The sequence below is a fragment of the Chlorogloeopsis sp. ULAP02 genome (assembly GCF_038404745.2).
Classification (GTDB): domain Bacteria; phylum Cyanobacteriota; class Cyanobacteriia; order Cyanobacteriales; family Nostocaceae; genus Chlorogloeopsis.
The window spans coordinates 74,707-99,525 of the sequence record NZ_JAYKTT020000078.1 but is presented as its reverse complement, the minus strand read 5'-3'; the positions used below and the strand labels follow the sequence as shown (position 1 = coordinate 99,525).

Sequence of the window (24,819 nt, the reverse complement as noted above, 5' to 3'; positions counted from 1 at the left end):
CAAATTCACTCCAGACAAAACTATGCTTCTCGCCCAAAAGCTATATGAGGCAGGGTTAATTACATATATGCGCACAGACTCAGTCATGTTGAGTCCGGAGTTTGTCAAGAGTGCGCGGCAGTGGTTAGAACAACACGATCCGCAGAACGTACCGCAAAAGCTTGCCAAGCATCGCAGTCCTAAAAGCGCTCAAGAAGCCCATGAGGCGATCCGTCCTACAGATGTTTTTCGTCCCTCAGTCCAATTGCGGCAAGAATTGCCCGCTGATGAATTCAATTTGTACGTCATGATTTGGAAACGAGCGATCGCCTCTCAATGCTGCTCTGCTCGACTGCGTAAAACTCAAGTTATAACTCAATCTGGACAACTATTGTGGCAAGCGAGAGGTCAAGTAGTAGAATTCTACGGTTACGCTCGTTACTGGAACAACCTCAGTCAGGATACTGTTTTACCAGTATTGCAGCAGGGACAAGCCCTAACCTTAGAAAATGCAGCCCATGAGAAAAAACAGACACAACCTCCACCCCGTTACAGTGAGCCGAAACTGGTGCAACTAATGGAGCGCAAAGGAATAGGACGTCCTAGTACCTATGCTCCAACTGTTGCAACCCTCAAGAAGCGGGGTTACGTGCAGTTAGCAAAAGACAATTTACAGCCGACAGATTTAGGATTAGAAGTCGATGCTTTTTTGCAGAAGGCATTACCTGATTTGCTGGAAGCAGAATTCACAGCCAAGATGGAAGACGCCCTCGATGCGATCGCTCTTGGCAAACAGGGGTGGCAGCACTACTTAACAACCTGGAATCAGAATTACTTTGCACCAGCTTTAAAAAAAGCAAAAACCGTGGTTTTCACATCAGATAAAGCTAAAGCTTCTCCAGTGGAACGCAAATATGAAACTTCTAGAACTCGCTGCCCTCATTGCAACAACTTTCTAGCCAAAATTAAGAGTACTAAAGTTAAAAAGAAATACTTCCTCAAATGTGTCAGTGGGTGTGAAAATACAGTCCTCTTTTGGAACGAACTCAATAAAAAGTGGGAACTACCTCGAACAAAAGAAAGCAGAGATAAAAATCCGCAAACACCTCCAGTGAAGCTAACTTCATATCCCTGCCCAGTGTGTAAAAAGCCTTTAGAAGAGTACAGTTACGTCAAAGAGGGACAGAACAAGACAATGCTACGGTGTTCTGCTCAAGAGTCCCGTCAGGATAAAAAACATAAGGATGTGGCTTACTTTAGTACGCAAAAAGGCTGGTGGAGTCCTAAGTTTGGTGAATTAGATTGTTAGCTTTAATAAAGCTTTTAAACCTATCAAGAGCCTGTGAGAGTGATTGCCCTCGCAAGCCCCGTCCGGAAAAGCATCCGATGCAAGCCATTGTTATGTGAATTCAGACTACTCAAAGACATCTGCTTTGCAGGTTTCCTCAATTGCTCGCCCTATAGTCAGCAAGAACTGCATTGATCGTGCGTCGGGCGTTGCTGACTCCCACAGGGTTGGTGTTCAAGTAGTATGGGATGAAGATTACCGCTTGGGACAGTGCGTGGCCACGACCTCGCGCCCACGTCGCGTCATCGATCCCTAGTGCTACGCGGAACACGTCCCGGCTCTCACCTGAGAACAATCCCCATGCGATCATCAAGTCGCAGGCGGGATCTCCCACACCCAGACCTCCAAAGTCGATTACGGCACTTAAGCGTCCTCCTTCGACCAGCAGGTTTCCAGGTAGCAAGTCTCCGTGAAACCAGACAGGTGCGCGATCCCATTCGGGTGCCTGAAGGGCGTCTTCCCACACTATAATTGCTGCATCGGTATCGATCGTGCCATCTAGGGCTGTGATCGCCTCGCGGGTGTACGTGTCTCGCATCGCTAGAGGAATGCCGCGCAAGTTATTGTCCACAGCGAGCGGGCCGCCTGTGGTATCGATCCTTTGCAGATCTGCGATGAATTGCGCCAGATCGGTTGCCGCCTGGCGTGGATTGGCAATGGACTCCATCGTCGCGCTCTCACCTTCGAGCCACCGATAGACTGACCACTGCCAGGGGTAGCCCTCACTAGGTTCGCCCTTCGCGAGCGGAATGGGGATAGTAAGCGGTAGGAAAGAGGCAAGTCTCGGCAACCAATGGTGCTCCTTCTCCACCTGAGCGATAGCCCAATGGATACGGGGTAGCCGCACAGCCATATCATTACCGAGACGATAGACCGCATTGTCTGTGCCAGCGGACTGAACTGGCTCGATGGGAAGGTCGGCCCATTGCGGGAACTGGGATGCGAGCAATCGGCTCACGAGTGATGTGTTGGTGTCTACTTCGTCAACATGCATTTTGCCAGAAGTCATAGGCACCTTTAATCATCTTCCAACATGGCGGACGGATATACTTACAATATCAGGACTTACGTACGAGTTATGGAATAATGAACCGCAGAGAACGCAAAGACAACAGAGTCAAGAGGATTTTAGAGAGATTTTGCGTAAGTCCTAGATATTTGAGATTTTCAATCTACTTCAATCAGTTGCCACCACAAAGATTTTGACAAAAATTCTTCTATTTTTTCTCTGGCAAATTTCTAGGCGGGACTTCTCGTCCTTGGTAAAACTTTCGCTCCAACTTGCCTAAGCCAAACCAAATCAAAGCACCACTAACAACAGCCAAGGTAGAAATGGTAGCGGTGACAACAGACGCCTGACCCTGAATCAACACCAATAGGGGAAGCAGCCCCCAAACCAGTGCTGCCACTACAGCGACTCCTACCTTCAATCGTTGTAAGTTAGTTAAGGCAGTGCGGCAACTGGCGCATTTTTTCGTGTGAGAATGATACCTGTCTAGTAGAGCTTCTTTAGGCAATGGCGGTGGTAGAGTCTCTCCTGGAAATGGTTCAGCATGATATTGCTTCACCCAGGAACGTAACTGGAATACGAAAAGGTCAGCTTTGGTCGGCAAATAAAACGCCTTAGTAAAGTTGGCACTGCCGCCTCGTTTTTCGAGACACCGTTGTTGGTAATGCAGAAAAATCTGATCGTCTTCCAGGACGCTATTTTGTCCAATGTGTGAGTACCAGCGCGGAGTCAGCTTGAGAAACAGTCCTGGTAATTTAGAGGAGAACTTGAAGGGAAAGCGGGCAAATAACCGACATTCTCCCTTACGAATCGGAGTTGCATAAACTACTGTCAAAGTTCTGCCAAACTGCTTGGAGGTGAGGTCGTGCCACATCAGTCCAGGAGCAATGAAGGTAGTATCCTGACGCCCTAGAGTTCCTTTGCGAGGCCCTTCTGCCCAAGTCCCTTTAAACCCCCACTTCCCTGATTCTACGACTTCCAATTCAACAGCAGACACGTTAGCCCGATTGCCAACGGTGCGGTGGTGCGTGTAAGGGACGTGGCTGGGATCGAGAACGTTTTCCATCAATGTCAGGGCATCATAGGGCAAGTCTCGAAAGGTATTGAGGCAAATCCAGCCTTCAGGATCTTCTTCGAGGGGTTCGACGATCGGAACTTTAGTTTTAGACGCATTCTCTACTCGACCGGGATAAACGAACAACAGCCCTTGACAAACTGTGGTGGGCATAGAAGTCACGCAGGCACGCCCAGAAACTTCTGCCTTTGTTCCTTCCGCTTGTTGGGGGATACGTTCACACCGACCAGTTCCTGAAAAAGACCAGCCATGATAAGGACATTCTAGCTGTCCTAACTCGTTAATTCTGCCTTCTGAAAGCGGGGCTAAACGGTGTGGGCATTGGTCTACAAACGCTCGCCACGTCTGTTCAATTTTGTCCCACCACAAAACAATGTCCTGCTCTAGCAAAGTGAAGCGAGTTGGCTGAGATTTGTCTAGGTCTTCAACGTAAGCGACAGGATACCAAACTTCTTGCCACTCAAAGCGATCTGGATCGAGTCCACCCGCAGGAAACTCTTGTGGTGCTATGGTTTGGGATGTAAGTACTTGTTGAGAATCCTGTTGAGATAAAACGCTGTTGGACATGGTGGGAGGTGTAAAAAATCTTTTTATTTTCCTATCCACAAAAAATGTAACAATTTTTGAACGGTACTGGTGAGTCGCATTCAATCTTAGAAATGGTCTAAAGTAACATCAGTTGAAGTAAAAATTGATGGCGCTATGGCAGTTACGGGAAAATATGCAGCGGCTAAAACAGCTTTACGTCAGGCACTTGCTGCTTGTGGTGGCAGCACCAAGGACAAAGCCGTACTTGACGCGATTGAGAATCTCCAGCCTCTCAACCCGACGAAAGCACCAGCCTATAGTGGCACCCTACTGGATAGTAATTGGTTGTTGATTAGCGCACCGAATTTTCCGGGAGGGGAACAACTTGAAGATGGAAAGTTTGCCTATACCCTCGGTCGGCTCGCCTTCAATATGTTTCAACCGACAGGACTAAAATTGGTGATTGACCGAGTTCTACAACCTGTCTTGTTATTGGAAGGAGAACAGCGCAGCCACGATATTGTTGTGGAATTTACGACAATTGACGAGTCTGTTCCCAAGCTGGCTGGAATTGTTCGCAATCAAGGCGTCTGTCACCCCGTTAGTGATCGCCTGCTACAAGTAAAATTTACTGGAGGAACTCTAGCGCCGCAAAACCCAAATCAAATGAACGATTGGCAAGCGGTTTTTGGACAGCAGCAGCCTTCACAAAAAAGTTGGCAAGAAAAATTCAAGTCCGCTTTATTCTGGCTCATGTTTGGTTTAGTTCCTCCACAAGCAATGAATCCAGCAACTGGAGAAGTTTGTTTCACTATGCAGCGATCGCCTAAAGGTCGTCTAGAAATTCTCTATCTTGATGATGAACTTCGGATTACTCGTGGGGAACGGGGAACAGTCTTGGTATGTGAGCGACAGTAATGTCGAGATTAGATGAGAGTCAGACAGTTAATAAGTCCTAAACCTGAGGCAATCCCCTCCCACGTCAAGCCAGCATCATTGGAGAGAAAAATTTGCCCATCACGAGTTGCAAATCCTGTTATATTTCCTGAGGTAGCAATACATCCCGTATTGATATTGTCTGAAAACCATTCTGGCAGTCCTTGCTCGCACTTCTCAAACCTTCCCATCTGGTCAAGCGATCGCCGATAGAGGGCTGCTTTACTACCACTAGGCCCCATCGAAACACTCATTAAAATGGTGTCTCCACTGAGGTTGATCGCCCGTGCATAGATTGCATGGAGGTTCTTTCGATCAAAGCTCCAATCGTCTCCTCCATCTTGGCTCATCGCTAGTCCTTGAGCCGTCGCTGCTAAAACCAAACCAGGGCGATCTGCTGCGGTTCGGACTTCGTGGACATCGGCATGAATATCAAGGGTTGGTTGCCACGATTTTCCCCGATCACGAGAACGCAAGATTCCACCCACATGAATATTTGCGTAGAGTTCACCCGATGTACCTTGTGCCAGCGATCGCACATCTGGCAATCCGCCCCAGGGAGTATACCATTCATCTCGTCCCTCTGCCTGCTCAAAGCTGTCGATAATTTGCATATTCCCTTCGACAACTCGCATCAAATGAGCCTCAGAGGTGCCAACTAAAACGGTGTCATCAATAGGTAAAAGGCAATGCAAACGTAGGTTTTCGCTCGAAGCGACTTTGCGCCATTCGCCGTTCAAGTTGCGCTGCCAAACTGAATTATGATTGGTGATCGCCCATAATCCATTATTGCTTGGAGCGATCGCGGTAATATCTAAGCCTTCAAGTTCAATTCGTTGCTGGGATTCAAGTACCCACAACCCTTTGGATGTTCCCGCCAGTACAGAAAGTTTGCGGCTATGGGATTCGGAATTGCTAGAATCCAAGGTCGCTTGTTTTACGCTCTGTTGTGCAACTTCAACCATAATTAAACCTCCTAGCTCTTTGCGTTACCTTAGCCACGCAAAGCGTCAAAGACATGACTGTCCTATCTCTAGTTTAGTAATTACTGCTAAAGAATAAGACTGTCTCAGGTAGGAGGGGCTTTGACTTTTCACTGATAATGAAACTGGCTTTTGTGAGGATGAGCAGCTAACTGTAAGGTGGGAGAAGCGATCGCTTTTGTGGGATGATAAAGAAAGCTCACGATTGCCTGTTTAAGGTTTGGGCAATCTCCAGCAAATACCGGAAGACAAGACTGCACTAGCAACAGCAGCAATCAGAATCACTTGGATAGCATCACTTAAATTAAAAGTCATTGTCGTTACCTCAAATTTCAATTTCTATAAATCACTTCCATCTCTTATGGCAATTCTCCAAATATAAAATTGTGATTTAGATCAAAAATCTATGTGATTCTCGTCTCATCATTGTCAAAAACCCCTCTAGTTGAGTGCGATCGCCCACAACCCAAACTCTATAGTTGTACATTGTCAGAGAAGGGTATTACTGCACGTTAACCAGAAGAGCGTATGAGTATTGAACAATTGCTATTGGAAAAATGGCGATCGCTACCTCCAGATAAGCAACAGGAGGTTATTGATTTTGTTGAGTTTTTGGAATTCAAGACAAACTCTGCCAATCAGCATGAAGTCAAATCTAAGTTTAAGCCTTCGCTAGGTAAACGATTACGGGAAATTCGTGAGGAAATAGTTGCCTCTGGCGTACCATTACTGAATTGGGAAGAAGTGGAGCGTGAAAAAGCTGAACGTAGAGGTGGATATCAATAAGATACAGAATGATTCGTACATTTATCGACTCAGGTGTACTGATTGTTGCAGCACGAGGCGAGGGAGCTATTGCTGAAAGAGCGTTAGCAATTCTTGAAGATTCCAATCCAGAATTTGTCTCCAGCATTTTTTTGAAACTAGAGGTGTTGCCTAAAGCAATTTATAAGAATAAAACCAGTGAAATCAAGTTTTATGAGGAATATTTTAATGAACTAACTGTAGATATTACTGAACTCACCATGGCAGTTCTAGATGCAAAATCTTACCTAGACACTGCGATATTCACTGATGAATTACTCTAAGTTTTTCAAGCAGCGCTACTTTTCTCATGGAGTAGCTTTGTTGTTATTACTACTATTATTAGCGTTAGGAGCAGTTCCAGGATACCTAACAGGGCGCTGGCAATGGCAACAACCACTTCCTGTCACAAATCTTAAACAGTTGAGACAGATCCGCCAGACAGGATTAACTCTTCCTGATTGGCAAACGATTGAACAAGCTCAACAACAAATCGGCGAGCACAAATGGTCATCACAATTACTCCAGAAACAAGGTGCCAACACTCAAGCTGTGTTACTTCTATTACCCCAAAATGGCCCTAAAAACCAGCCTCAAGTAGAGTGGACAGACGTTAACAGTTGGGGAAGACTGCGTTGGGGACAGTGGAATCTAGCTCAAAATCGTTCAGTTGAGTTCACGCTTAAGCAGCCCCAGAAAAATGCTTTAACTACTGAAACTAAGGTAAAAGCTAGCTTCTTTCGTGCTGCCACAAGAGAGCAAACTTTTGCCGTTCTGCAATGGTATGCTTGGCGAAACGGTGGAGATTCATCACCTTTGCAATGGTTGTTAGCAGATCAAGTCGCACAACTCCACAAGCAACGCGCTGCTTGGGTAGCTGTTAGTATTCTTATGCCAATGGAACCTTTGGGACAAATCGAAACAGTTTGGGCTGAGGTTAAGTCTATTGGTGAAACAGTACAAGATACCTTAATTGCTGATTTTTTGTAAAAAAATTTACCATTTATTGATAAAAAACAAGATAATTTTTGTATAAAAATATTCCTTATAAAACTAGCACTTAGTATATTTACAGGCTAAGATAGCATCTTCATAGCTCCCAGTTGTGATATGCGTTTATTCACCGCCCTGTATTTTTTTAGTCTTCAGGTCAGTGTTTTCCTTGGCAATGCTGCTCAACCTGTTGTTGCCCAGCAGACTGTACCTACTCTGCCATCCCCAGTCACAGCGCCAGTGCAACTTCCTGCCCCCCCAACAAGCACTGAATTTGTACCTTCTGGTGTTAACAACGAGCAAATATCACCACAACTCAGTCGCTACATTTTAGGGCCGGGAGATTTAATTAATATCCAAGTTCAACGCCCTCCAGGTCAATATCGCTTGGGAGCGGGAGATGTAATTAGTGTTGTAGTGCAGCGTTTTCCCGATGCAAGCTTTCAAGCAGCAATTAACCCAGAAGGAAATATCATTGTTCCTCTATTGGGAACAGTATCACTACAAAATTTAACTTTGGAACAAGCACAAGTTAAAACTCGCTCGTTACTAAATCTTTATTTGGTGGAGCCGATTGTCACTTTATCACTGATGTCACAACGGCCAGATCTAAATTTTTCGGTTGCGATTAATCCAGAAGGTAATGTTGTTTTGCCACAAGTGGGAACAGTTTCCCTCAAAGGGTTAACTATGGCAGAAGCTCAAGAAAAAGTCCGCTTGTTGCTCGATCGCATTGTTGTCGATCCAGTTGTGAACTTATCACTGGTGTCACCACGACCGGTACAAATCACGGTTAGCGGTGAAGTATTCCGCCCTGGTATTTATCCTATGGGTTCGCCAATGCCTCGTGTTGCTGATGCTCTGCTTTTATCAGGTGGTTCTACTATGATGGCAGATTTGCGACAAGTACAAGTACGACGACATTTGATTGATGGTTCTGTAGTTGCACAAACTATTGATTTATACACTCCTTTACAAAATGGTGGTACAGTACCTAATTTGCGCTTGCAAGATGGAGATGCAATCATTGTGCCGCGTCGCGAACTTATTAATGATGATACTTATGACCGCAATTTAGTGGCTCGTTCGTCCTTAGCTCAACCGCAGATTAAAATTCGGGTATTAAATTATGCTGCTGGAGGTCTTGTGACGCAAATGCTACCGAATGGCAGTAGTTTTGTTGATGCTTTAGCAGGACTCAATCCTGACACTGCTAACTTACGGGAAATTGCTTTAGTTCGTTTTGATCCGGAAAGAGGTAAGCCTGTCACTCAGAGATTGGATGGGAAAAAAGCGCTTTCTGGAGATGCATCTCAAAACGTGCCACTTCAAGATAATGATGTTATCGTTGTTGGTCGTAATCTTGTCGGTAGAATTACTAACCTGGTATCTACTATTACCCGGCCCTTTTTTGATGTTCAGTCCTTTATCCGCTTTTTTGAAACTTTCGGTGGCGGTGGTAGTAGCAAGTAGGCGAGAGAAGAGGACAAGGGGAGGGGGAGCGGAGGAGCACCAGGAGCAGAGGAGTAATAAACAACCAACTACTGTACGGGCGGGTTTAGAAGATAAGTTATCGGTTTGAACCGAAAGTTAATCAACAAAACCCGCCCCTACTAACTACTAACCACTAACCAATGACCCCACCGATTGTTAAACGCTATTTGATTGCTTTCGAGAAGTACAAGTGGATTGGATTAACCAGTTTTACTTTGGTTGTAGCTGGTTCAATGGTGGTAGCTATGCAACCAGAACCACCTGCTAGTTATGTAGCAAATGGTGCTTTGACTTACACTAGTCCACCTGTTTTTTTCTCTACGACTGGTAGTGAAATTCTCCAACAAGGGCAAGAACTTTCTCAAGAAGTTTTACTATCTGATCAAATCATCGAAACTGTGGCAGCACAAGTCAATGTCAAACCACAAAAAGTTGGTTTGAATGTTGCTTTGAGTCTACCGAAAAAAAGCAAAACGGGAGAATTAGAATCTACAATTCTTGAGCTAAAGTACAAAGATTCTGATAAAAAGCGCGCTCAAGAAATAGTGCAGCTATTGATGGAGACAATGGTTAAATTGAGCGGTGAGATTAATACTGGACGATTAAAAGCAATTATTAAAAAAATTAACGATCGCCTACCACCTACTAAACGAGAATTAGAAGTTGCTGAAAAGAGACTGGAACAGTACGATCGCATTCAAGGCCCGGCAATTCTCGCTGCTGAGAATGGTAGTTTATTAGCCGGAATCACTAGTAGCCAAACCCAGCAACGGCAAATTCAACTTACGCTGGCTGGAATCGATGCTCAAATTCGTAGTTTACAAGCAAAGTTGGGATTGACGGTCAACCAAGCTTATGTTTCTTCTGCTTTGAGTGCCGATCCAATTATTGCTAGCTTGCGATCGCAAATTTATCAAGTTGAAACTCAAATTGAGGTGTACAGAAGAGATTTTCGTCCTCAACATCCAACAATGATTCAGTTGCGACGCCAAAAGGAAGCCTATGAAAAATTGTTACAACAACGTGCAACTGAGGTAGTCGGTGGAGGCGGTAGGGCTGCCCCTCTGGGTGGTACAACAGATATCCGTACTCAAATAAACTTAGATCCATCTCGACAGCTATTAGCAAACCAACTAGTAACTTTGCAAACTCAACGCGAGACATTACAGCAACAATTATCGTCGTTGATTAAAGAAGAAGCGCAATTGCGACAAGAATATGCTTTGATACCTAATAAGCAACTGGAGCGATCGCGTTTAGAACAAGAAGTATTACTCAAGAAAGCCGTTTATGACAAAATGCAAGCGAAGCTCAGTGATGCTCAAACAGCAGAAGCAGAAACTGTCAGTAGTCTTAGCATTGCTAGAGCGCCTTTAGTGATTGCCAATGTCAAACCTCCAAAGAGTGTGTTCGCTACCATTGCTGTCGGTGGTTTCTTAGGATTAATAGTAGGTGGTGGAGTTATATTTTTATTAGGATCACTAGAAGGCACGTTCAAAACGAAAGAGGATATCCGCAACAGTCTCAAGCAACGGGAAGTTACTGTCTTGGGTGAGTTGCCTTTGATGGCTTTCGAGAATTTATCACCAGATGATCTGTCGCTAGTGCTTTCTTTAGATTCTCCCTATTTAGAGTTTTATGAAAAGTTCCGCAGTAATTTACGCCGTATTGGTGGGAAAAATTTAAAAGTTGTAATGATTGCTAGTACCAGCAGTCTTGAAGGGAAAACAGTGAGTGCATATAACTTGGGCATAGCTTCCGCTCGTGCTGGTAAACGTACTTTGATTATAGAAACAGATTTGCGATCGCCTTCTCGTAGTCAATCCCTTAAAGTTACTCTTGATGCCGATGCTAATCTTGAACCCTTGCACTATTACGGCAGTTTGAGTGAATGCATTCACTTAGTTCCAAATGTAGAAAATTTATACATTGTTCCTAGCCCTGGCCCAGTACGTCAACCTGCTGCTATTCTTGAGTCTAGCGAATTGCGGCGTTTAATCGCAGATGCTCGCGAACGTTATGATTTTGTAATTTTGGATACTAATTCTATCAATTTCTCTAATGATGCTCTATTAATTCAACATTACAGCGATGGCATAGTACTGGTAACGCGACCAAATCATACACAAGAAAACATTTTAGGTGAAACAATAGATGAATTAGTAGAATCTGAACTAGGGTTAGTTGGAGCTATTATCAATGGTGCCGAGATCACAGTTCCTTTAGCTCAACCTACGGTTTTGGTTGCTTTGTCTGGGGGAGAATTAGAAATTCAAGAAGAACCACACGCTGAACTATCGGTTTGAAGCAGGCAAAATTGAAGTAGTTATGTCATAAATTTGTAGTTAGAAAACATAGCTGCTTGACCGCAATAGCGCTCATGTTCGTCTAGTACATTCCAAAGAATAACTTCTTCTATTTGGAAACGCCTACCAGTACTAGTGATACGAATAGCAGGAAACTTACTGTATCCTTTGGTTACGGTATCAGTTAATCGGCGATCGCGCTCTTGTTGTAACATCTGTTGAGCTGTTTTCCGTGAGGGCATACGGGTAAATTCCTCCCACGACAGTTCCCATAATTCCAAAGCTTTACGATTACCATAGTTTAAAATCGGATCTGCTTGTGTATCATGAGAGGCTAAGACAAAAGGCGCTTGGAATAATGCTTGGGCTATTTCTTTTGGTGAGCCATTAACATCTAATAAAGAATATCCCAACCAGTAGTGAAAACTTTTGAGTAAACGCTGACTATGGCAAATTACAGCTTCCTGCTGCCAAGGAAATAGAATGTTACTGCTCATTTGATTTTAGATTTTGGATTGACTCCACAGATAAATACCTAGACAGAATTAATTACACACATTTTTTCCCCAACTCTGTTAAGCGTTCCACATTTAATTTTGCCCAACTACTTATACCAATTCTCTAAAATTTTGCTACACATCAATCTCAGTGTCTCTTTGTCCCCGCGTCATTATCTGTAACTGCTTTTTGGAGAATTAGTATTAAATCTGGAGTTTTATCTCTTGTTAACATTTATAGGTAAAAAGCAATGAATCCAACTATATTTCATCTTGCCTTTCCAGTTACAGATATTGCCCAAGCAAAAGCATATTACGTTCAAGGATTAGGCTGTATTCCCGGTCGCGAAAATCGCCATGCTCTAATTCTCAGCCTTTACGGTCATCAGCTAGTGGCTCACGTTACAAAGGAAAACCTTACATCGCAACGCGGTATCTATCCCAGACATTTTGGATTAATTTTTACCTCAGAAGGGGACTGGGAATATTTACTAACTAGAGCACAAGAGCGACAATTATTGTTTAGAGAAGAACCTAAGCATCGTTATGTCGATACTCCACTAGAACATCGCACTTTCTTTTTAGAAGATCCGTTCTACAATCTGATGGAATTCAAGTATTACCGTTACTCTGAGGCGATTTTCGGAAGTGCGGAATATGTTCAAATTGGCGATCCTCACTAATATGTTGAATAGGTTCTGCCAAGGCATCGGCTACAGCCGCCAGACATCTAGTATCTGTGATCATCCAACCATGAACTAATGCTGGTATTATCACTTCTCGACCCAAAGGCATTTGTGAACTATTGGCTGGGACAATCATCAAATCATAAGGTGTCCACATAGAAGTGAAATTTAGCTGCTTGAGCACGAGAACATCCCGATTCAAATCTTGTAGAAAAGCACTATCAGGACGCATTTGTACACAGCCTACACCTTGATGGCTATAAGCAATCCAAGTGCCACGATGCGGTGCGGAAATAGTGATAAACCTTTGTACACGGTTAATTCCTCCCAGCCGCTGCACATAGTAACGGCTCACAATTCCACCCATACTAAAGCCCACTAAATCAAGTGGTTGCTCTCGTGGAAAATTACACTCTACGTAGTTGGCAATTTGTTGCGCTAGTTTATCAAGACTCTCATTCCCATTATTGGGTGTAAGGTCGAAGTCGTATACAACCCAGCCCCTTTGTGTCAGGTACGGTACCATTCTTTCAAAAACTCGACCTGTATCAAAAATGCCATGTACCAACAACACCGGATTGCGCTGAGAAGTCTGTTTCTTCATGTGTAAAGTTTTAATAAGTATTAATACAATCTGGAAAAAATCTAACTAAGTATTATTAGTATCTACAATATCGACTATGACACTAAATCTACTGGTTACACTCTCAGCCAGACCCTCTCTAAATACGTTTACTGAAAGTTAATGTTAACTTTTGTTAAACAAGCTTTTAGAATATTGCTCTTAGATCCAGAAAAATTTAATAATTAATTGTGAGTATTAACAATATTCCAAGCATTTAAGATCAAATAGTTGATAGTATTTGCTGTTTGCAGTGACAAAGCAGTGACAAAATTTGTCTGTCATTCACAAGCTTGCGACTGAAAACCAAATCGCATGGTGCAAACAAGGGATATGCTAACAGTATCTTGAATAGATGTAAGAAATTTCCCTAATTTTTAATCAATTTACTCAAATTTCAGGTATAAAAGACAGGAGCAATAGTAATGTTCGGTTTTATCAAAAACTTAATCACTGGGATTATGAAATTTATTACTGGGCTTCTCCCTGGCAAGAAAAAAAACAATGGTTACTATCTCGAACTGAAGGAAGAGGCTGAGACTGCTGTTGAGAAAGTAGCTGATACAGCAAAGGCAGCTACTGAGAAAGTTTCTGATGCAGCAAAAGCGGCTGCTGAGAAAGTCACTGATACGGCAAAAGCTGCTGCTGAAAAAGTCACTGCTACGACTAAAGCTGATGCACAAAAAGCAGTGGCTTCTAAAGGCGCTACTTCGACTAAAGCTGATGCACAAAAAGAAGTTGCTTCCAAAGGTGCAGCTACAGCCAACGGCAAAAAACCAGCGCAACCAGTAGCTGCTGCGCCAGAGGCAAAAAATGGGGCAAAATCTCCTGCTCAACCAGCTAAAGCCAAAGTGGAGTTAGTGCAAACTGCTGAGGGTGTCACAGTACAACCTAAGTCTGAAAAAGCTTCGGCAGAAGCAGCCAAAGTAGTTAAGTCGCAGCCAAAAGAAACTACCTTCGCACCAAAATATTTAATACCTAACAGTACTAATGGTCGTCGGCGCCCAGGAGCTAATATGAATTCTTTCCTGGAGATGGCGCGTCAGGTAAAAACTCCCAATCCCAATAAGTAAGTTTGACAACAAGTTTGATAACAACAGAATAATAGGTGGGTGACATCACAACCTACTATTCCGCTAATTATTTAGTGATTGTAGAGACGCAAGTTTTTGTGTCTCTACTTTGTTTTGGTGTTGAGAAAAAGAAATTGCTACAGCAGTAATCAAATTTAAATTTGTACAAGCAAGGGGAAATTCTTCTCTTTGTCTGCGTGTCCTCTTTTTAACAGAGCGATCACTTTGTCAGCTTTTCTTAACTTTACCCCCTTAAAAACTTAGCATTACAAGATTAATATTTGATTGATATGTGATTGATATTGAGTGAAAACAACTATTGATTCTGTAACAAAAAGTTAAGGGTGCCTTGAGGTATGAAAGGTGAGTTCATACATCTATGTAGTTGCGTACTTAGAGGAAAATGGAGAATCAACTAGAACATTGGGAACCACCACAGACAGCAGAAGCGATTTTGGAGGTTGCTATGCAAGAATTTTTAGAACATGGCTATGCTTCCACAAGCATAAATAGAGTTGCAGTTGCAGTGGGGGTTTCTAAAGCGACAGTCTACAAATACTTTCAGGATAAAGAAAGATTATTCACTGCTGCGCTCCAACGATTTACTCAAGAAAAGTTATTTAATTTTCAAGACTTTCACTCGCTTGAAACAGAGCCTAGTCTTAACGTGTGTCGTTTAGCAATAAATTTGCTAGATCGTATCATGGATGACCAGCAGCTTGTTAGATTTGTTGTATTAACTATTACAGAATCTAAGCACTTTCCAAATTTAGCACGGTTGCTTGTTAGCAATGTCGAAAAAGTATTAATTGAGAATCTAAATCAATACCTCCAGTCTGGCTTTGGATGTCAATTTCGTAATCCAGAAGCAGCAGCCAAAGTTTTGATGGGAACATTAATATATTTCGCGATCGCTCAAAATATCCTCTATCGCAGCAATCTTATGCCGATAGAGCAAGAACACCTGATTGAGAGTCTGATTGACTTTATCCATCCCTTAAACAATATTAATGATTCTCAAGAATTGCATAATCAAAGGATGCAATGCCCTTACTGTGAATCTAGAAACTTTAGTAAGAACGGTCGCAAACGTGGTAAGCAAAACTATATATGTCGTCAATGTAGTCGTCAATTTGTAGAATATTACTCACCCAAAGGTTATTCTGACGAAATTAGAAAGCAATGTCTACTGCTACACCTGAACGGCATGGGTTTTCGTGCCATAGAACGGGAAACAGGCGTTAATCATAACACTATTATTAACTGGGTTAAGCAAGCTAATTTACTTAATTAGGACTTCCGCAAAATACCTCTAAAATTCTCTTGACTCTGTTTTCTCTGCGTTCTCTGTGGTTTATTATTCTATAACTCATGCGTAACTTCTGTTAATGCCTCGGATTCTGAACAATTGCCAGAGTGTGTCTTTTGAATAGACTAAAAATAGAAATCCTCATAAACAAAAGATTGTTATACTTTAGCTTTTAAAAAAGTCAAAAATGCCAACCCACTATACAAATGAAATGCCGTATCCCAATTAGTTTTTTCCCTCCGAAATAAGTGAATATGAGGCTCAATATTATCTAGCACTTCTGTTTGATCTAGGGCTGTTTCTACAAAAGTTGGGAAATCTGACCAAATTTTGACTTGAGGTAATTGTTTATCAATAAAGGCGAGTAGATTATTCCAATTCATTCTGATTGTGTTTTCGCTAGTTTGGGGAGCTATTTCTACTCCTTGTTGAAACTTATAACCTTTGTCGTAAAGTCTTAAAATACAATTCCTCCCAGGAATATGCAAATCGCAAAATTGGAAGTAATCTTGAGTTTGGGTTTTGCGTTCTAATTTACCCCGTACATCTCGATCCACAACCTCTTCAAAAATTGGCAATAATCCCTGCACTCGCCCTTTTACTTCTAACCAATCAAAGCAGAGAGTTCCAAGTTGGTTATCTTGATTGCGACAAACAACGGTGACTTTTGAAGTATATTCTTCAAAATAGTTGACTTGAAAAACTTGAATTCTTTTTATATCTGCTAACTTCACCCAGAAGCAGGAAATACCAGCTTTTTTTAACTGCTTGCCATAAAATTTTAATTCTCCGATTGCACCACTACGATATAATCGCCAGCCTCGACTGGGTAGCAGCAACCTGGCACTGTAGGCGTCTAGTTGCATAATTTGGGCTAGTTTTTGTGCAGCTTGAGTTCTCAGTTCATTCGTGATGGGTTCTAAGATCAATACACCAAGTTCACTGTTGTCGGCATTAGCGGTTGCTTGGGTGATAGCGTGTTTTCTTTCTTCTTGTTCAAGTTCTTGCAAGCGTTGTAAACCATGTCTTGCTTGCGTCACTATCTTGCCGTTGGTTGTATCGCGCAATAGTTGTCGATAGATTTTTTCCGCTTCTTGCCGCTTTGCTGACACTTCATGCAAACGCCCAACATAAAATTGCACCCAAGGATTATCTGGTGATTCTTTTAAAAGTTGTTTGAGTAATTTAGCGGCAGTGCGATAGTCTTTTTGCTCGAAAGCAGTGGCAACTAAATCAATCATGTATCAGTGTTTTATATGGTTTTTTACTGTAGGATGCTTTAATAACGTGTAATTCACCTTATCTTTGATTTTGAGAAGATATATCCTTTATACTTCATAAGTTGCGGTAATTAAGGACAAAGCCACAATTGGGGCTGTAAAAGCTCGTAAGATACGTTTTCCCAAAGAAACAGGTTGAAATCCGGCGTGAGCTGCATTTTCAATTTCTGTTTGTGTCCATCCTCCCTCAGGGCCGATCGCGATCACAATCTCGGATGTTGGCGAAATTTCATTAATAGCTGTTTTTAAATGAGGATAACTGCCTCGTGCTTCGCAAATATAACGATGAGTAGCTGTAGTAGATGCGATCGCACAGTTAAAGGCAACTGGTTCTAAAATTGCAGGCACAACAGCACGCTCTGATTGTTCAGCAGCTTCTTTGGCTATGCGCCGCCAGCGTTCTAGTTTTTGGGGGCTAGGATGAAGTAAAGTGCGATCGCTCACCACTGGAGCAATAGTAGCTACTCCCAGTTCAGTACAAATTCTGACTACTTCGTCAAAGGCATTACCCTTTGGTAAAGCTACGATCAGAGTAATTGCTATAGGTAATTCAGTATCGACGTAGAGAGTTTCTAAAATTTTTGCTTGCACCCCTGCTAACTGTGCCAACCACCATTTACCCATTCCATCCATAGCGATAAAGCGATCGCCTTCGCGCAGGCGTAAGACTCTGTAAAGATAATGCTGTTGCTCGGATGTCAGTATTATTTGTTCTTGCTGGAGTTGGGAAGATGCGATCGCGATTCTTTGTAATTGAGCCATGTTAATTTAATACTAATTCTCCAAAAAGCTGTTAAAGATAATGACGCAAAGACGCGGGGACACACAGACGCGGAGATTGATGTGTAGCAAAATTTAGAGAATTGGTATAAGTTCCGGAAGTAGCGTCAAGCGTCAGAATTACCCGCACATTTAGATTTGAATAAAAAAGCTGCACCAGTAATATGGTGCAGCAATTTTTGATTTTTTAATCTATTTTTTAGCGTCAATCTCTCTTGAAAGAGGGCGACAGGCGGCTTCCCTTCTACCCTACCCCCTACCTCCTGCTGCCTTATTTCTTAAAGAGAGAATTGAATCTTAACTAGAAGTCGTTTCTTCTACCTTCAAGTACAGTTTGAGCGCTTCATCTACCAAATCTGTCATCGACTTGCCTTGGCGATCGGCAGCTTCCTTAAGCACATCATAAACATCATCTCGCACAGTGATGCGGTGACGTGCTTTACCTACATAGTTGACAGTTCGGGGTTTGTAAGAGTCAGAAAACTCCCGAATCGCTTCAAAACCAACACGGTTGCAAAAATCCCCAAAGCTTTCACCCTTTTTACGTGACTTTTTGAAGAAAACAAAAATTGGCTCTAGGAAAGTTTCCAAATCATTAATATGTAGCCTGTCGATGTAAGCTTCTGCCAGCCTCGTTTGATCGGGCGAACCGCCCAACCACACTTGGTAGCTTTCGGGAGCACTACCGACAAAACCAAGTTCTGCCATATACGGACGAGCGCAACCGTTCGGACATCCAGTCATCCGCACCACAAAATGTTCATTTTTCAAACCAACTTGATCTAACAAAGCGTGGATGCGTTCCAAAATGCCTGGTATTGCTCTTTCCGATTCAGTAATTGCCAACCCACAAGTAGGCAAAGCAGGACAAGCCATTGAGTAACGTGCTAATTGATCGATTTGTCCGGGATTGGTGATAACGCCGCGACGGTTAAGAATGTCTTCTATGGCTTGCTTATTGGCAGGTTCAATATCATAGAGAATCGCGTCGTGGTTTCCTGTAAGGCGGATTGGCAAGTTATACTGCTCAACTATTTCTCGTAAAGCAGTTTTCAATTGGAAGTTTCCTTCATCCTTGATGCGCCCATTATCGATAGAAATGCCTAAAAACAGCTTGCCATCGCCTTGTTCGTTCCAACCCAGAAAATCACGGTATTTCCACTCTGGCAGTGGTTTAAAGGGTTCCACTGGCTTGCCGAAATATTCTTCGACTACCAACCGAAACTTATCAACGCCCCAATCGTGGATAAGATATTTTAGCCTGGCATGGCGGCGGTCTGTGCGATCGCCATAATCTCTTTGAGTAGCAACTATGGCTTTCACAAGATCGTAAACATCTTCCTTCGCTACATAGCAAATGGGATCTGCTGTTCTAGCAAAGGTTTCTTCTTTATTGTGGGTTCGTCCTAAACCACCACCAGCAAAAACATCAAATCCTGCTAATTCTCCCTTGTCGTTAGTAATTACTACCAAGGTGAGATCTTGGGTATATAAATCAATCGAATTATCCCCCGGAACTGTCACGCAAGCTTTAAACTTGCGCGGCATATAGTAAGTACCGTAGATTGGTTCTTCTGCGTCGTGGAATATAGTCCCGGTTCCATTACGTTGTCTTGCTGCCTTGACTTCTGGGTTTTCTTCGGCGCTAATTGCCTTTTCTCCATCTAGCCAAATCTCGTAGTAGGCACCTGTTTGCGGTGTTAGTAATTCCGCAATATTATTGGCGTATTCCCAGGCAAACTGATATTCAAGCTTGTTTTTGAAGGGAGCCGGAGGTGCCATGACATTGCGGTTCAAGTCGCCACAAGCTCCTAGCGTTGAACCCATGCTTTGAATGATGGCAGCGATCGCTGGCTTAAGGTTTTTCTTTAAAATGCCATGTAACTGAAATCCTTGGCGAGTAGTGGCACGCAATGTATGATTGCCATACTCATCAGCCAGCCTGTCTAAAACTAGATAAAGCTGCGGCGGCACATAGCCTCCTGGATTTTTCGTCCGCAGCATGAACTGATAATCTTTCTCCTGTCCTTTGACCCGATTATCCCGGTTATCCTGCTGATAAGAGCCGTGAAACTTGAGAATTTGCACCGCATCTTCACTAAAATGTGTTGTATCCTCAAGTATTTCTGTAGCGACAGGTTCGCGCAGAAAATTACTGCGTTCCTTGAGTCCTTCTACTTTAGAAGGCTTACGGCTGGTGATCGGTGGAGGAGCAGATTTAACCATTGCAGTTGTATAGTATTCTCAACAAAGCATCAATAACTGCCGAAGCCTGGATTTATAAAGCATCCATTCGGCTTAATTAATCCCAGTAACCCGGTCGGAATAAGGAAGAATAGTCCGATTCTAACATGACAAAAAGCTGGCTTTGTCAGCGATGCAACACTTAACAAACCCAGCGATATTACTAATAAATTATCAGGTATTAGTTACTTTTTAGTAGCTGCTTTCCAATCTGCTGTTATAAGCAGACTGTGTGGGCATTTCAGAGTTATATAGGACTCATATTTTATTTTTGGAATAATTTAGGTAGGGTGTGTGAGCGAAGCGTAACGCACCTTCCAAAGGCTTTGGTGCGTTAGAGCAGAGTTCATAACGCGTCCTACATCATAGACTGTGTGGGTATTTCGGAGTTATATCACCCCATATCAATTTGACGCTCTAGTGATGAATTGAGCGTTCAGTAAGTCAGTGCTGTTGGCGATTCACTCAGCAACGGTAAATATTTTCTGATCAAGCCAATTGTAACTCCCGGCACTTCTAACTGGGGTGTTAAGCCCACGTCCTCTAATGCTTGAAAAAATCTTATCGCTTGTGGATTCATCTGAGCAAGGCGGCGACCAACTTCTAGCCCGGTGAATTGTGACTGTTGTCCCCAAATCATTGCAGTGGGAATAGTTAACTGCTGAATATAAAGTGACAAATCAAAGCTCAAGTCGCCACGTACAAAAGATAGTGCTGCATATTCCGCATTTGGTTGTCTAGCAGATTCTAGATAGGCTTGAAGAATTTCCTCGTAGACTCGATTCGGGTTAGCAAATTGTCGTTGCTCCAAGAAATTGCGAATACCTGCTTCAGTGGCAATCCCAGTACTGTAAATTACACGATCAAGAATAGGAATCGCAACTAATTGAGCAAACAAGCTACGAGAGTAATCTTGCCCAAAATCAGCTAATCCGGCAGGTGTGGTGAGAATTAAGGATTTGAATAATTCGGGCGAGGCGATCGCTAATCGAATCGTAAAAGCTGCTGTTAAAGAAGAAGCAATTACCGTTACTGCACGATTACAAGTCTGCTGCAAAAACTCACGGATCGTTGTCAAATAATCTTCTATTGTGTAACTGCGTGCTGGATGTGAGGAGAACCCCCAACCGAGTAAATCTGGTGCGAGAATACGGTATTCCGCAGCAAAGGCTGGATAAACTTTTGACCATTCATACGCAGAAGACCCACCACCGAATCCATGTAGGAATACCAAAGTATCCTTGTCTTGGCTGGCAGTCATTTCATCTTGCCAAGGTGAACCGACAGCAGTATAGTAAACCACTCTACCAAGTGAGGTAATTACGGAGCGTTGTTCAAATCCCAGTGCTTGAAACATAGGCATTAGTTATTAGTCATTGGTCATTAGTCATTAGTCAGTGGTAGGAGCGGGTTTTGTTGATAATCTTTGGGTTTAAACAGATAATTTATCTTCTAAACCCGTCCGTACAGTGGTTAGTGGTTGTTTCATTACTCTTTTTGTCTCCTTCCGCGTCCCTGTTTCCCCTTCCGTCCCCACTTTCCCACGCTTTCTGCCTTCCTACCTATCTCGATAGAGAGAAATTCACTTTTTTACTAATTCTGAACTGGTAGTGTAAACAGAAGCGCTAAAAAGTAGGGATGAAATGAGCTTAATTTCTGTTTTAAGCTTAAAACTTAAAAAACTCAGTGATAAAATCTGTGGCACAACCTCTAGCTCATGTATTCTAGGTAGAGGCTATTGCTTAATCGATTACATCTACCAGTAGATGTAAAAAATACTACAAATAATAAATTTACAATCAAGTGGGTAAATAACCGTGGCACAGGCTTCGTCTTCTTGGCAGCAAGTAATTGACCAAATTTTTAACGGGAAGCTTCCGGAGTTCAAGTTAAGAGCCACAAAAAATATAGCTCTAAAACGCTTCCAAGAGCCAGGAGGCGTGCTTGGATTTCTGACAATAGCGATCGCTATGCTGTTGTGGAATTGGAAGCTGCTATTAGCTAGCAGTGTAGGTGTCGGGATAATGATATTAACTTATTCGATCCAGGGTTGGAACTGGCAGTTGCGCTGGTCTGAGATTCGGAAATTTTTAAATAGTCCCAGTCATAGGTTAGCGATCGCAGTCTCCAGTGGTGGAATTGCTTGTGTTAGTACCTATATGGCAGCTGCTATTTGGTTTGACGCCAAAAGTCCTTGGATTGCTACTGGTTTGATTGTGCAAGGTTTAGGGACACTATTAACTCTAATTTTAGTGCTGTGGCAGATAGTTAATTTCTATGGTTTTCAAGAGGAAAACCAATTAGATCGGTTAGTAGAAAACTTAACAGAAAAAGACCCGCTCAAGCGTTTAGTAGCAGTACGGCAGATTACTAAATTATTCACTCGTAAACGCGTTGACTTCTGTGAACAGCAAAACATCACCGAATGTTTACAACTTCTTCTACGTCAGGAAGAAGAACCAGCTATTAGAGAGGCAATTTTTCAGAGTTTGCAAGCTTTAGAACAACTACAAATCCTTTCACCAACTACAACTGCAATAAAAATACCAACCCATACTAAAAGTAAGAGTCGGGTTAGTTGTTAAGTGTGAGAACAATTGTATAGACGCAATTAATCGCCTCTGTACTAACCACTGTACGGGTGGGTTTAAAGGATAAATCGTCTGTTTCAACCCAAAGATTATCAATAAAACCCGCCCCTACCGACCAATGACTAATTACTCTTGACTATATTTGATGTAACTGTCCATTTCGGACTTGGATCACACGATGATTGCAGCGCCGCACTAACTGTTCATCGTGAGTTGTAACAATTACAGTTGCTCCGAAGGTGTTCAACTTTTGGAAAATCTGCATCACTTGCCAGGAATTATCAGGATCGAGATTTCCGGTTGGTTCATCAGCTAAAATTAGTGGTGGCGTTCCGATGATCGCTCTGGCTATGCCTACTCGTTGCTGTTCTCCTCCAGAAAGTTGATCGGGAAAGCAATCAGCTTTATTGAGCAAACCTACCAACTTTAAAGTTGGTTCTAAACGCCTTTGAATTTCTTTGCGAGTATACCCTTGTGCTTGTAATACAACAATCACATTTTCTGCGACTGTCCGCTGAGGCATTAATTTGTAATCTTGAAAGACAATGCCAATGCGTCGTCGCAATAACGATAGGCGATCGCCTCGCAAAACTTTGGTATTACATTGATCAACTATTACTTCTCCTTGTGTTGGTATCTCCTGTCCGTAGAGCAGTTTCAAGAGCGTAGATTTACCAGAACCACTTGCCCCTGTAATAAACAAAAATTCTCCCAGTTTGAGGTACAAATTCACATTTAAGAGGACACTATTTCCCTGGGAATATGTTTTGGTAACAGAACGCAATTGCACCATTGCCGCAGCGCTATTACTGGACTGTTGCGTGTCACTGTCTTGAAAATGAACAGATTTTTCAGTCGCTGCCTTTGATTCTACTGCTGGCATTGCTGATACTTCCTCATACCCTGAAATTAGTTACAAAATAAGGATTCCCAATTACAAACCAGGAATCTTACTTCATACTCAAAATTGTTTACAAAATTTAGCGGTGGGTATCTTCATCAATGTCAGATTTATGATTACTCGTAGATTTTATGTAAGTAGCCGTGCCAAATAAATTATTGGGTTAGGCAAGGGAACAGAGAACAGCAAATGAATACAGCGATTTCACCGTATTGAGAAATGGCTAAGTTGTTTATGCGTAGTTACTTATAAAAGGTAAAGAAAGAGATGATAGAAAGCAAAATGGTGCGTTAAGTACACCTTAACGCACCTCAAAGATTAATCGGTTTTAAAGTTTTCAGGCTAGTTACTAGCTGATCACTTCTTTTGCTGTCAAACCATAAACTAAAGATTTTAGTGCGAACTTGGGTAAAGCCAACATTCGCCGCCAACGCCAAGGCTCTTTATACAGCCGATACAACCATTCCAAGTGATTATTCCCCAACCAAGCTGGAGCACGATTTTTTGTACCAGACCAAATATCGAAACTACCACCAACTCCTACCCAAATTGCCTGGGGACACAAATGACGGTTCTGGGCGATCCATAATTCTTGACGCGGCACGCCCAAGCCTACAAAAATCACTTGTGGTTGAATTTGGGCAAGAGTTTGTCGCAATTGTTCTACTTCTGCTGGGGAATGGAAACCCGAATGAGTTCCTGCTACGACTAAACTAGGGATTTGAGCCAGCCAATACTCTGCTGCCTTGGCAGCTACCCCAGGCGCTCCGCCATAGAAAAATACTTTTGCATCTGTTCTTTGCTTTCCAATTTCTCGCAGTAGCGTTTCTGCTAGTTCAATTCCTGGAGTGCGTTGCACTTGTTGCCGCCGCAGCCACTGCAAAAATAGAACTACCCCTGCTCCATCTGGAATTACTAGCTCCGCACTTTTAATTGCTTGAGCTAAGGATGGATTTTGCTCTGCCTGCATAGTCATTTCTGCATTCAAGGTTACTACATGAGTTCCCATTCCTTTTTGCAGGCGTTCTAGCAGCCAGCCTGGATAATCAGTCATGACATGAACTGGTAGCCCTAACACTGAAAATACTTTAGGCGGTTTAGACATAGTCTATTCTTTAGTAGCCTCACACCATAAAGTTTATTGAACGATAGTTTAACAAATTTTTTTAAACAATCTTATTTGTTTAAATTTTAGCATAAAAAAATACTCTATAAAAATGCATAAATCTATAAGCTGTCTAGATTTAACATAGATTTTAAGTAGATTATTACTTCAGTATACTGAAGTAGTAAAACAAATATATTAGTTAAAAATAATACAAAGATTTAGTAAACATATTCAGACTAAAATATAAAGTATTCAAAAAGGGTAGAGGACATA

The 24,819-nt window shown here is 42.5% G+C and carries 21 protein-coding genes and 2 pseudogenes; 12 read left to right on the top strand and 11 right to left on the bottom strand.

The features are described from left to right. A partial coding sequence (locus U2718_RS28055) for a type IA DNA topoisomerase (RefSeq protein WP_411813378.1) occupies positions 1–1,288 on the top strand: 1,288 nt, incomplete at its 5' end. A gap of 136 nt (positions 1,289–1,424) precedes the next feature. On the opposite strand, the gene U2718_RS28050 is transcribed toward U2718_RS28055, so the two are convergent. Continuing rightward, positions 1,425–2,336 (bottom strand): aminoglycoside phosphotransferase family protein, encoded by a 912-nt coding sequence (locus tag U2718_RS28050; RefSeq protein WP_341998016.1) that lies wholly within the window; start codon positions 2,334–2,336, stop codon positions 1,425–1,427. Positions 2,337–2,544: 208 nt separating this feature from the next. Continuing rightward, the gene (locus U2718_RS28045; RefSeq protein WP_341998015.1) at positions 2,545–3,978 is read right to left on the bottom strand and encodes a Rieske 2Fe-2S domain-containing protein; all 1,434 of its coding nucleotides are present in this window, start codon (positions 3,976–3,978) and stop codon (positions 2,545–2,547) included. Between the two features lie 135 nt (positions 3,979–4,113). Between U2718_RS28045 and U2718_RS28040 the strand changes: the two genes are divergently transcribed. Further along, a complete protein-coding gene (locus U2718_RS28040; RefSeq protein WP_341998013.1) occupies positions 4,114–4,857 on the top strand; it encodes a PAP/fibrillin family protein in 744 nt (247 codons plus the stop codon). Between the two features lie 8 nt (positions 4,858–4,865). Here the strand turns inward: U2718_RS28040 and U2718_RS28035 are convergent, their stop codons facing one another. Further along, entirely contained in the window at positions 4,866–5,840 is a 975-nt protein-coding gene (locus U2718_RS28035) for a hypothetical protein (RefSeq protein ID WP_341998011.1), read from the bottom strand. A gap of 546 nt (positions 5,841–6,386) precedes the next feature. On the opposite strand from U2718_RS28035, the gene U2718_RS28030 reads away from it, so the two are divergent. From U2718_RS28030 to U2718_RS28010, 5 genes are all read left to right on the top strand, one after another. Further along, positions 6,387–6,644 (top strand): DUF2281 domain-containing protein, encoded by a 258-nt coding sequence (locus U2718_RS28030; protein WP_341998009.1) that lies wholly within the window; start codon positions 6,387–6,389, stop codon positions 6,642–6,644. Positions 6,645–6,652: 8 nt separating this feature from the next. Next, complete coding sequence (locus U2718_RS28025; protein WP_341998007.1) at positions 6,653–6,946, top strand: hypothetical protein; 294 nt, start codon at positions 6,653–6,655, stop codon at positions 6,944–6,946. Then, positions 6,933–7,652: a cyanoexosortase B system-associated protein gene (locus U2718_RS28020; protein WP_341998005.1), complete on the top strand. Its 720-nt coding sequence runs from the start codon at positions 6,933–6,935 to the stop codon at positions 7,650–7,652. The genes U2718_RS28025 and U2718_RS28020 overlap by 14 nt, the downstream gene beginning before the upstream one ends. A gap of 120 nt (positions 7,653–7,772) precedes the next feature. Beyond that, on the top strand, positions 7,773–9,128 hold the full coding sequence (locus U2718_RS28015) for a polysaccharide biosynthesis/export family protein (protein WP_341998003.1): 1,356 nt from the start codon (positions 7,773–7,775) through the stop codon (positions 9,126–9,128). Positions 9,129–9,289: 161 nt separating this feature from the next. Then, a complete protein-coding gene (locus tag U2718_RS28010; RefSeq protein ID WP_341998001.1) occupies positions 9,290–11,455 on the top strand; it encodes a polysaccharide biosynthesis tyrosine autokinase in 2,166 nt (721 codons plus the stop codon). Positions 11,456–11,475: 20 nt separating this feature from the next. Here U2718_RS28010 and U2718_RS28005 read toward each other — a convergent pair whose 3' ends face one another. Then, positions 11,476–11,952, bottom strand: coding sequence for an MEKHLA domain-containing protein (locus tag U2718_RS28005; protein WP_341997999.1), 477 nt, complete (start codon positions 11,950–11,952; stop codon positions 11,476–11,478). 251 nt (positions 11,953–12,203) lie between these two features. Between U2718_RS28005 and U2718_RS28000 the strand changes: the two genes are divergently transcribed. Continuing rightward, positions 12,204–12,635: a VOC family protein gene (locus U2718_RS28000; protein WP_341997997.1), complete on the top strand. Its 432-nt coding sequence runs from the start codon at positions 12,204–12,206 to the stop codon at positions 12,633–12,635. Here U2718_RS28000 and U2718_RS27995 read toward each other — a convergent pair. Continuing rightward, positions 12,565–13,242, bottom strand: coding sequence for a triacylglycerol lipase (locus U2718_RS27995; protein ID WP_341997995.1), 678 nt, complete (start codon positions 13,240–13,242; stop codon positions 12,565–12,567). The two genes, U2718_RS28000 and U2718_RS27995, sit on opposite strands and share 71 nt — an antisense overlap. Before the next feature lie 443 nt (positions 13,243–13,685). On the opposite strand from U2718_RS27995, the gene U2718_RS27990 reads away from it, so the two are divergent. From U2718_RS27990 to U2718_RS27980, 3 genes and pseudogenes are all read left to right on the top strand, one after another. Next, positions 13,686–14,333: a hypothetical protein gene (locus U2718_RS27990; protein ID WP_341997993.1), complete on the top strand. Its 648-nt coding sequence runs from the start codon at positions 13,686–13,688 to the stop codon at positions 14,331–14,333. Positions 14,334–14,736: 403 nt separating this feature from the next. Next, a pseudogene (locus U2718_RS27985) lies at positions 14,737–14,913 on the top strand (TetR/AcrR family transcriptional regulator); the annotation flags it as partial. Between the two features lie 459 nt (positions 14,914–15,372). Next, positions 15,373–15,609: pseudogene (locus tag U2718_RS27980) on the top strand (IS1 family transposase); the annotation flags it as partial. A 191-nt stretch (positions 15,610–15,800) separates the two neighbouring features. On the opposite strand, the gene U2718_RS27975 reads toward U2718_RS27980, so the two are convergent. The 4 genes from U2718_RS27975 to U2718_RS27960 form a co-directional block, all read right to left on the bottom strand. Further along, positions 15,801–16,883: a tetratricopeptide repeat protein gene (locus U2718_RS27975; RefSeq protein ID WP_341997991.1), complete on the bottom strand. Its 1,083-nt coding sequence runs from the start codon at positions 16,881–16,883 to the stop codon at positions 15,801–15,803. An 87-nt stretch (positions 16,884–16,970) separates the two neighbouring features. Beyond that, entirely contained in the window at positions 16,971–17,684 is a 714-nt protein-coding gene (locus U2718_RS27970) for a 16S rRNA (uracil(1498)-N(3))-methyltransferase (protein ID WP_341997989.1), read from the bottom strand. A 315-nt stretch (positions 17,685–17,999) separates the two neighbouring features. Continuing rightward, the gene (gene sir, locus U2718_RS27965; protein WP_341997987.1) at positions 18,000–19,928 is read right to left on the bottom strand and encodes a sulfite reductase, ferredoxin dependent; all 1,929 of its coding nucleotides are present in this window, start codon (positions 19,926–19,928) and stop codon (positions 18,000–18,002) included. 454 nt (positions 19,929–20,382) lie between these two features. Beyond that, on the bottom strand, positions 20,383–21,303 hold the full coding sequence (locus U2718_RS27960; RefSeq protein WP_341998111.1) for an alpha/beta hydrolase: 921 nt from the start codon (positions 21,301–21,303) through the stop codon (positions 20,383–20,385). Between the two features lie 460 nt (positions 21,304–21,763). On the opposite strand from U2718_RS27960, the gene U2718_RS27955 reads away from it, so the two are divergent. Beyond that, positions 21,764–22,531 (top strand): armadillo-type fold-containing protein, encoded by a 768-nt coding sequence (locus tag U2718_RS27955; protein WP_341997985.1) that lies wholly within the window; start codon positions 21,764–21,766, stop codon positions 22,529–22,531. Positions 22,532–22,673: 142 nt separating this feature from the next. On the opposite strand, the gene ftsE is transcribed toward U2718_RS27955, so the two are convergent. Both ftsE and U2718_RS27945 read right to left on the bottom strand, forming a co-directional pair. Then, entirely contained in the window at positions 22,674–23,420 is a 747-nt protein-coding gene (gene ftsE, locus U2718_RS27950; RefSeq protein WP_341997983.1) for a cell division ATP-binding protein FtsE, read from the bottom strand. A gap of 367 nt (positions 23,421–23,787) precedes the next feature. After that, positions 23,788–24,543 (bottom strand): WecB/TagA/CpsF family glycosyltransferase, encoded by a 756-nt coding sequence (locus U2718_RS27945; protein ID WP_341997981.1) that lies wholly within the window; start codon positions 24,541–24,543, stop codon positions 23,788–23,790. Positions 24,544–24,819 lie beyond the last annotated feature (276 nt).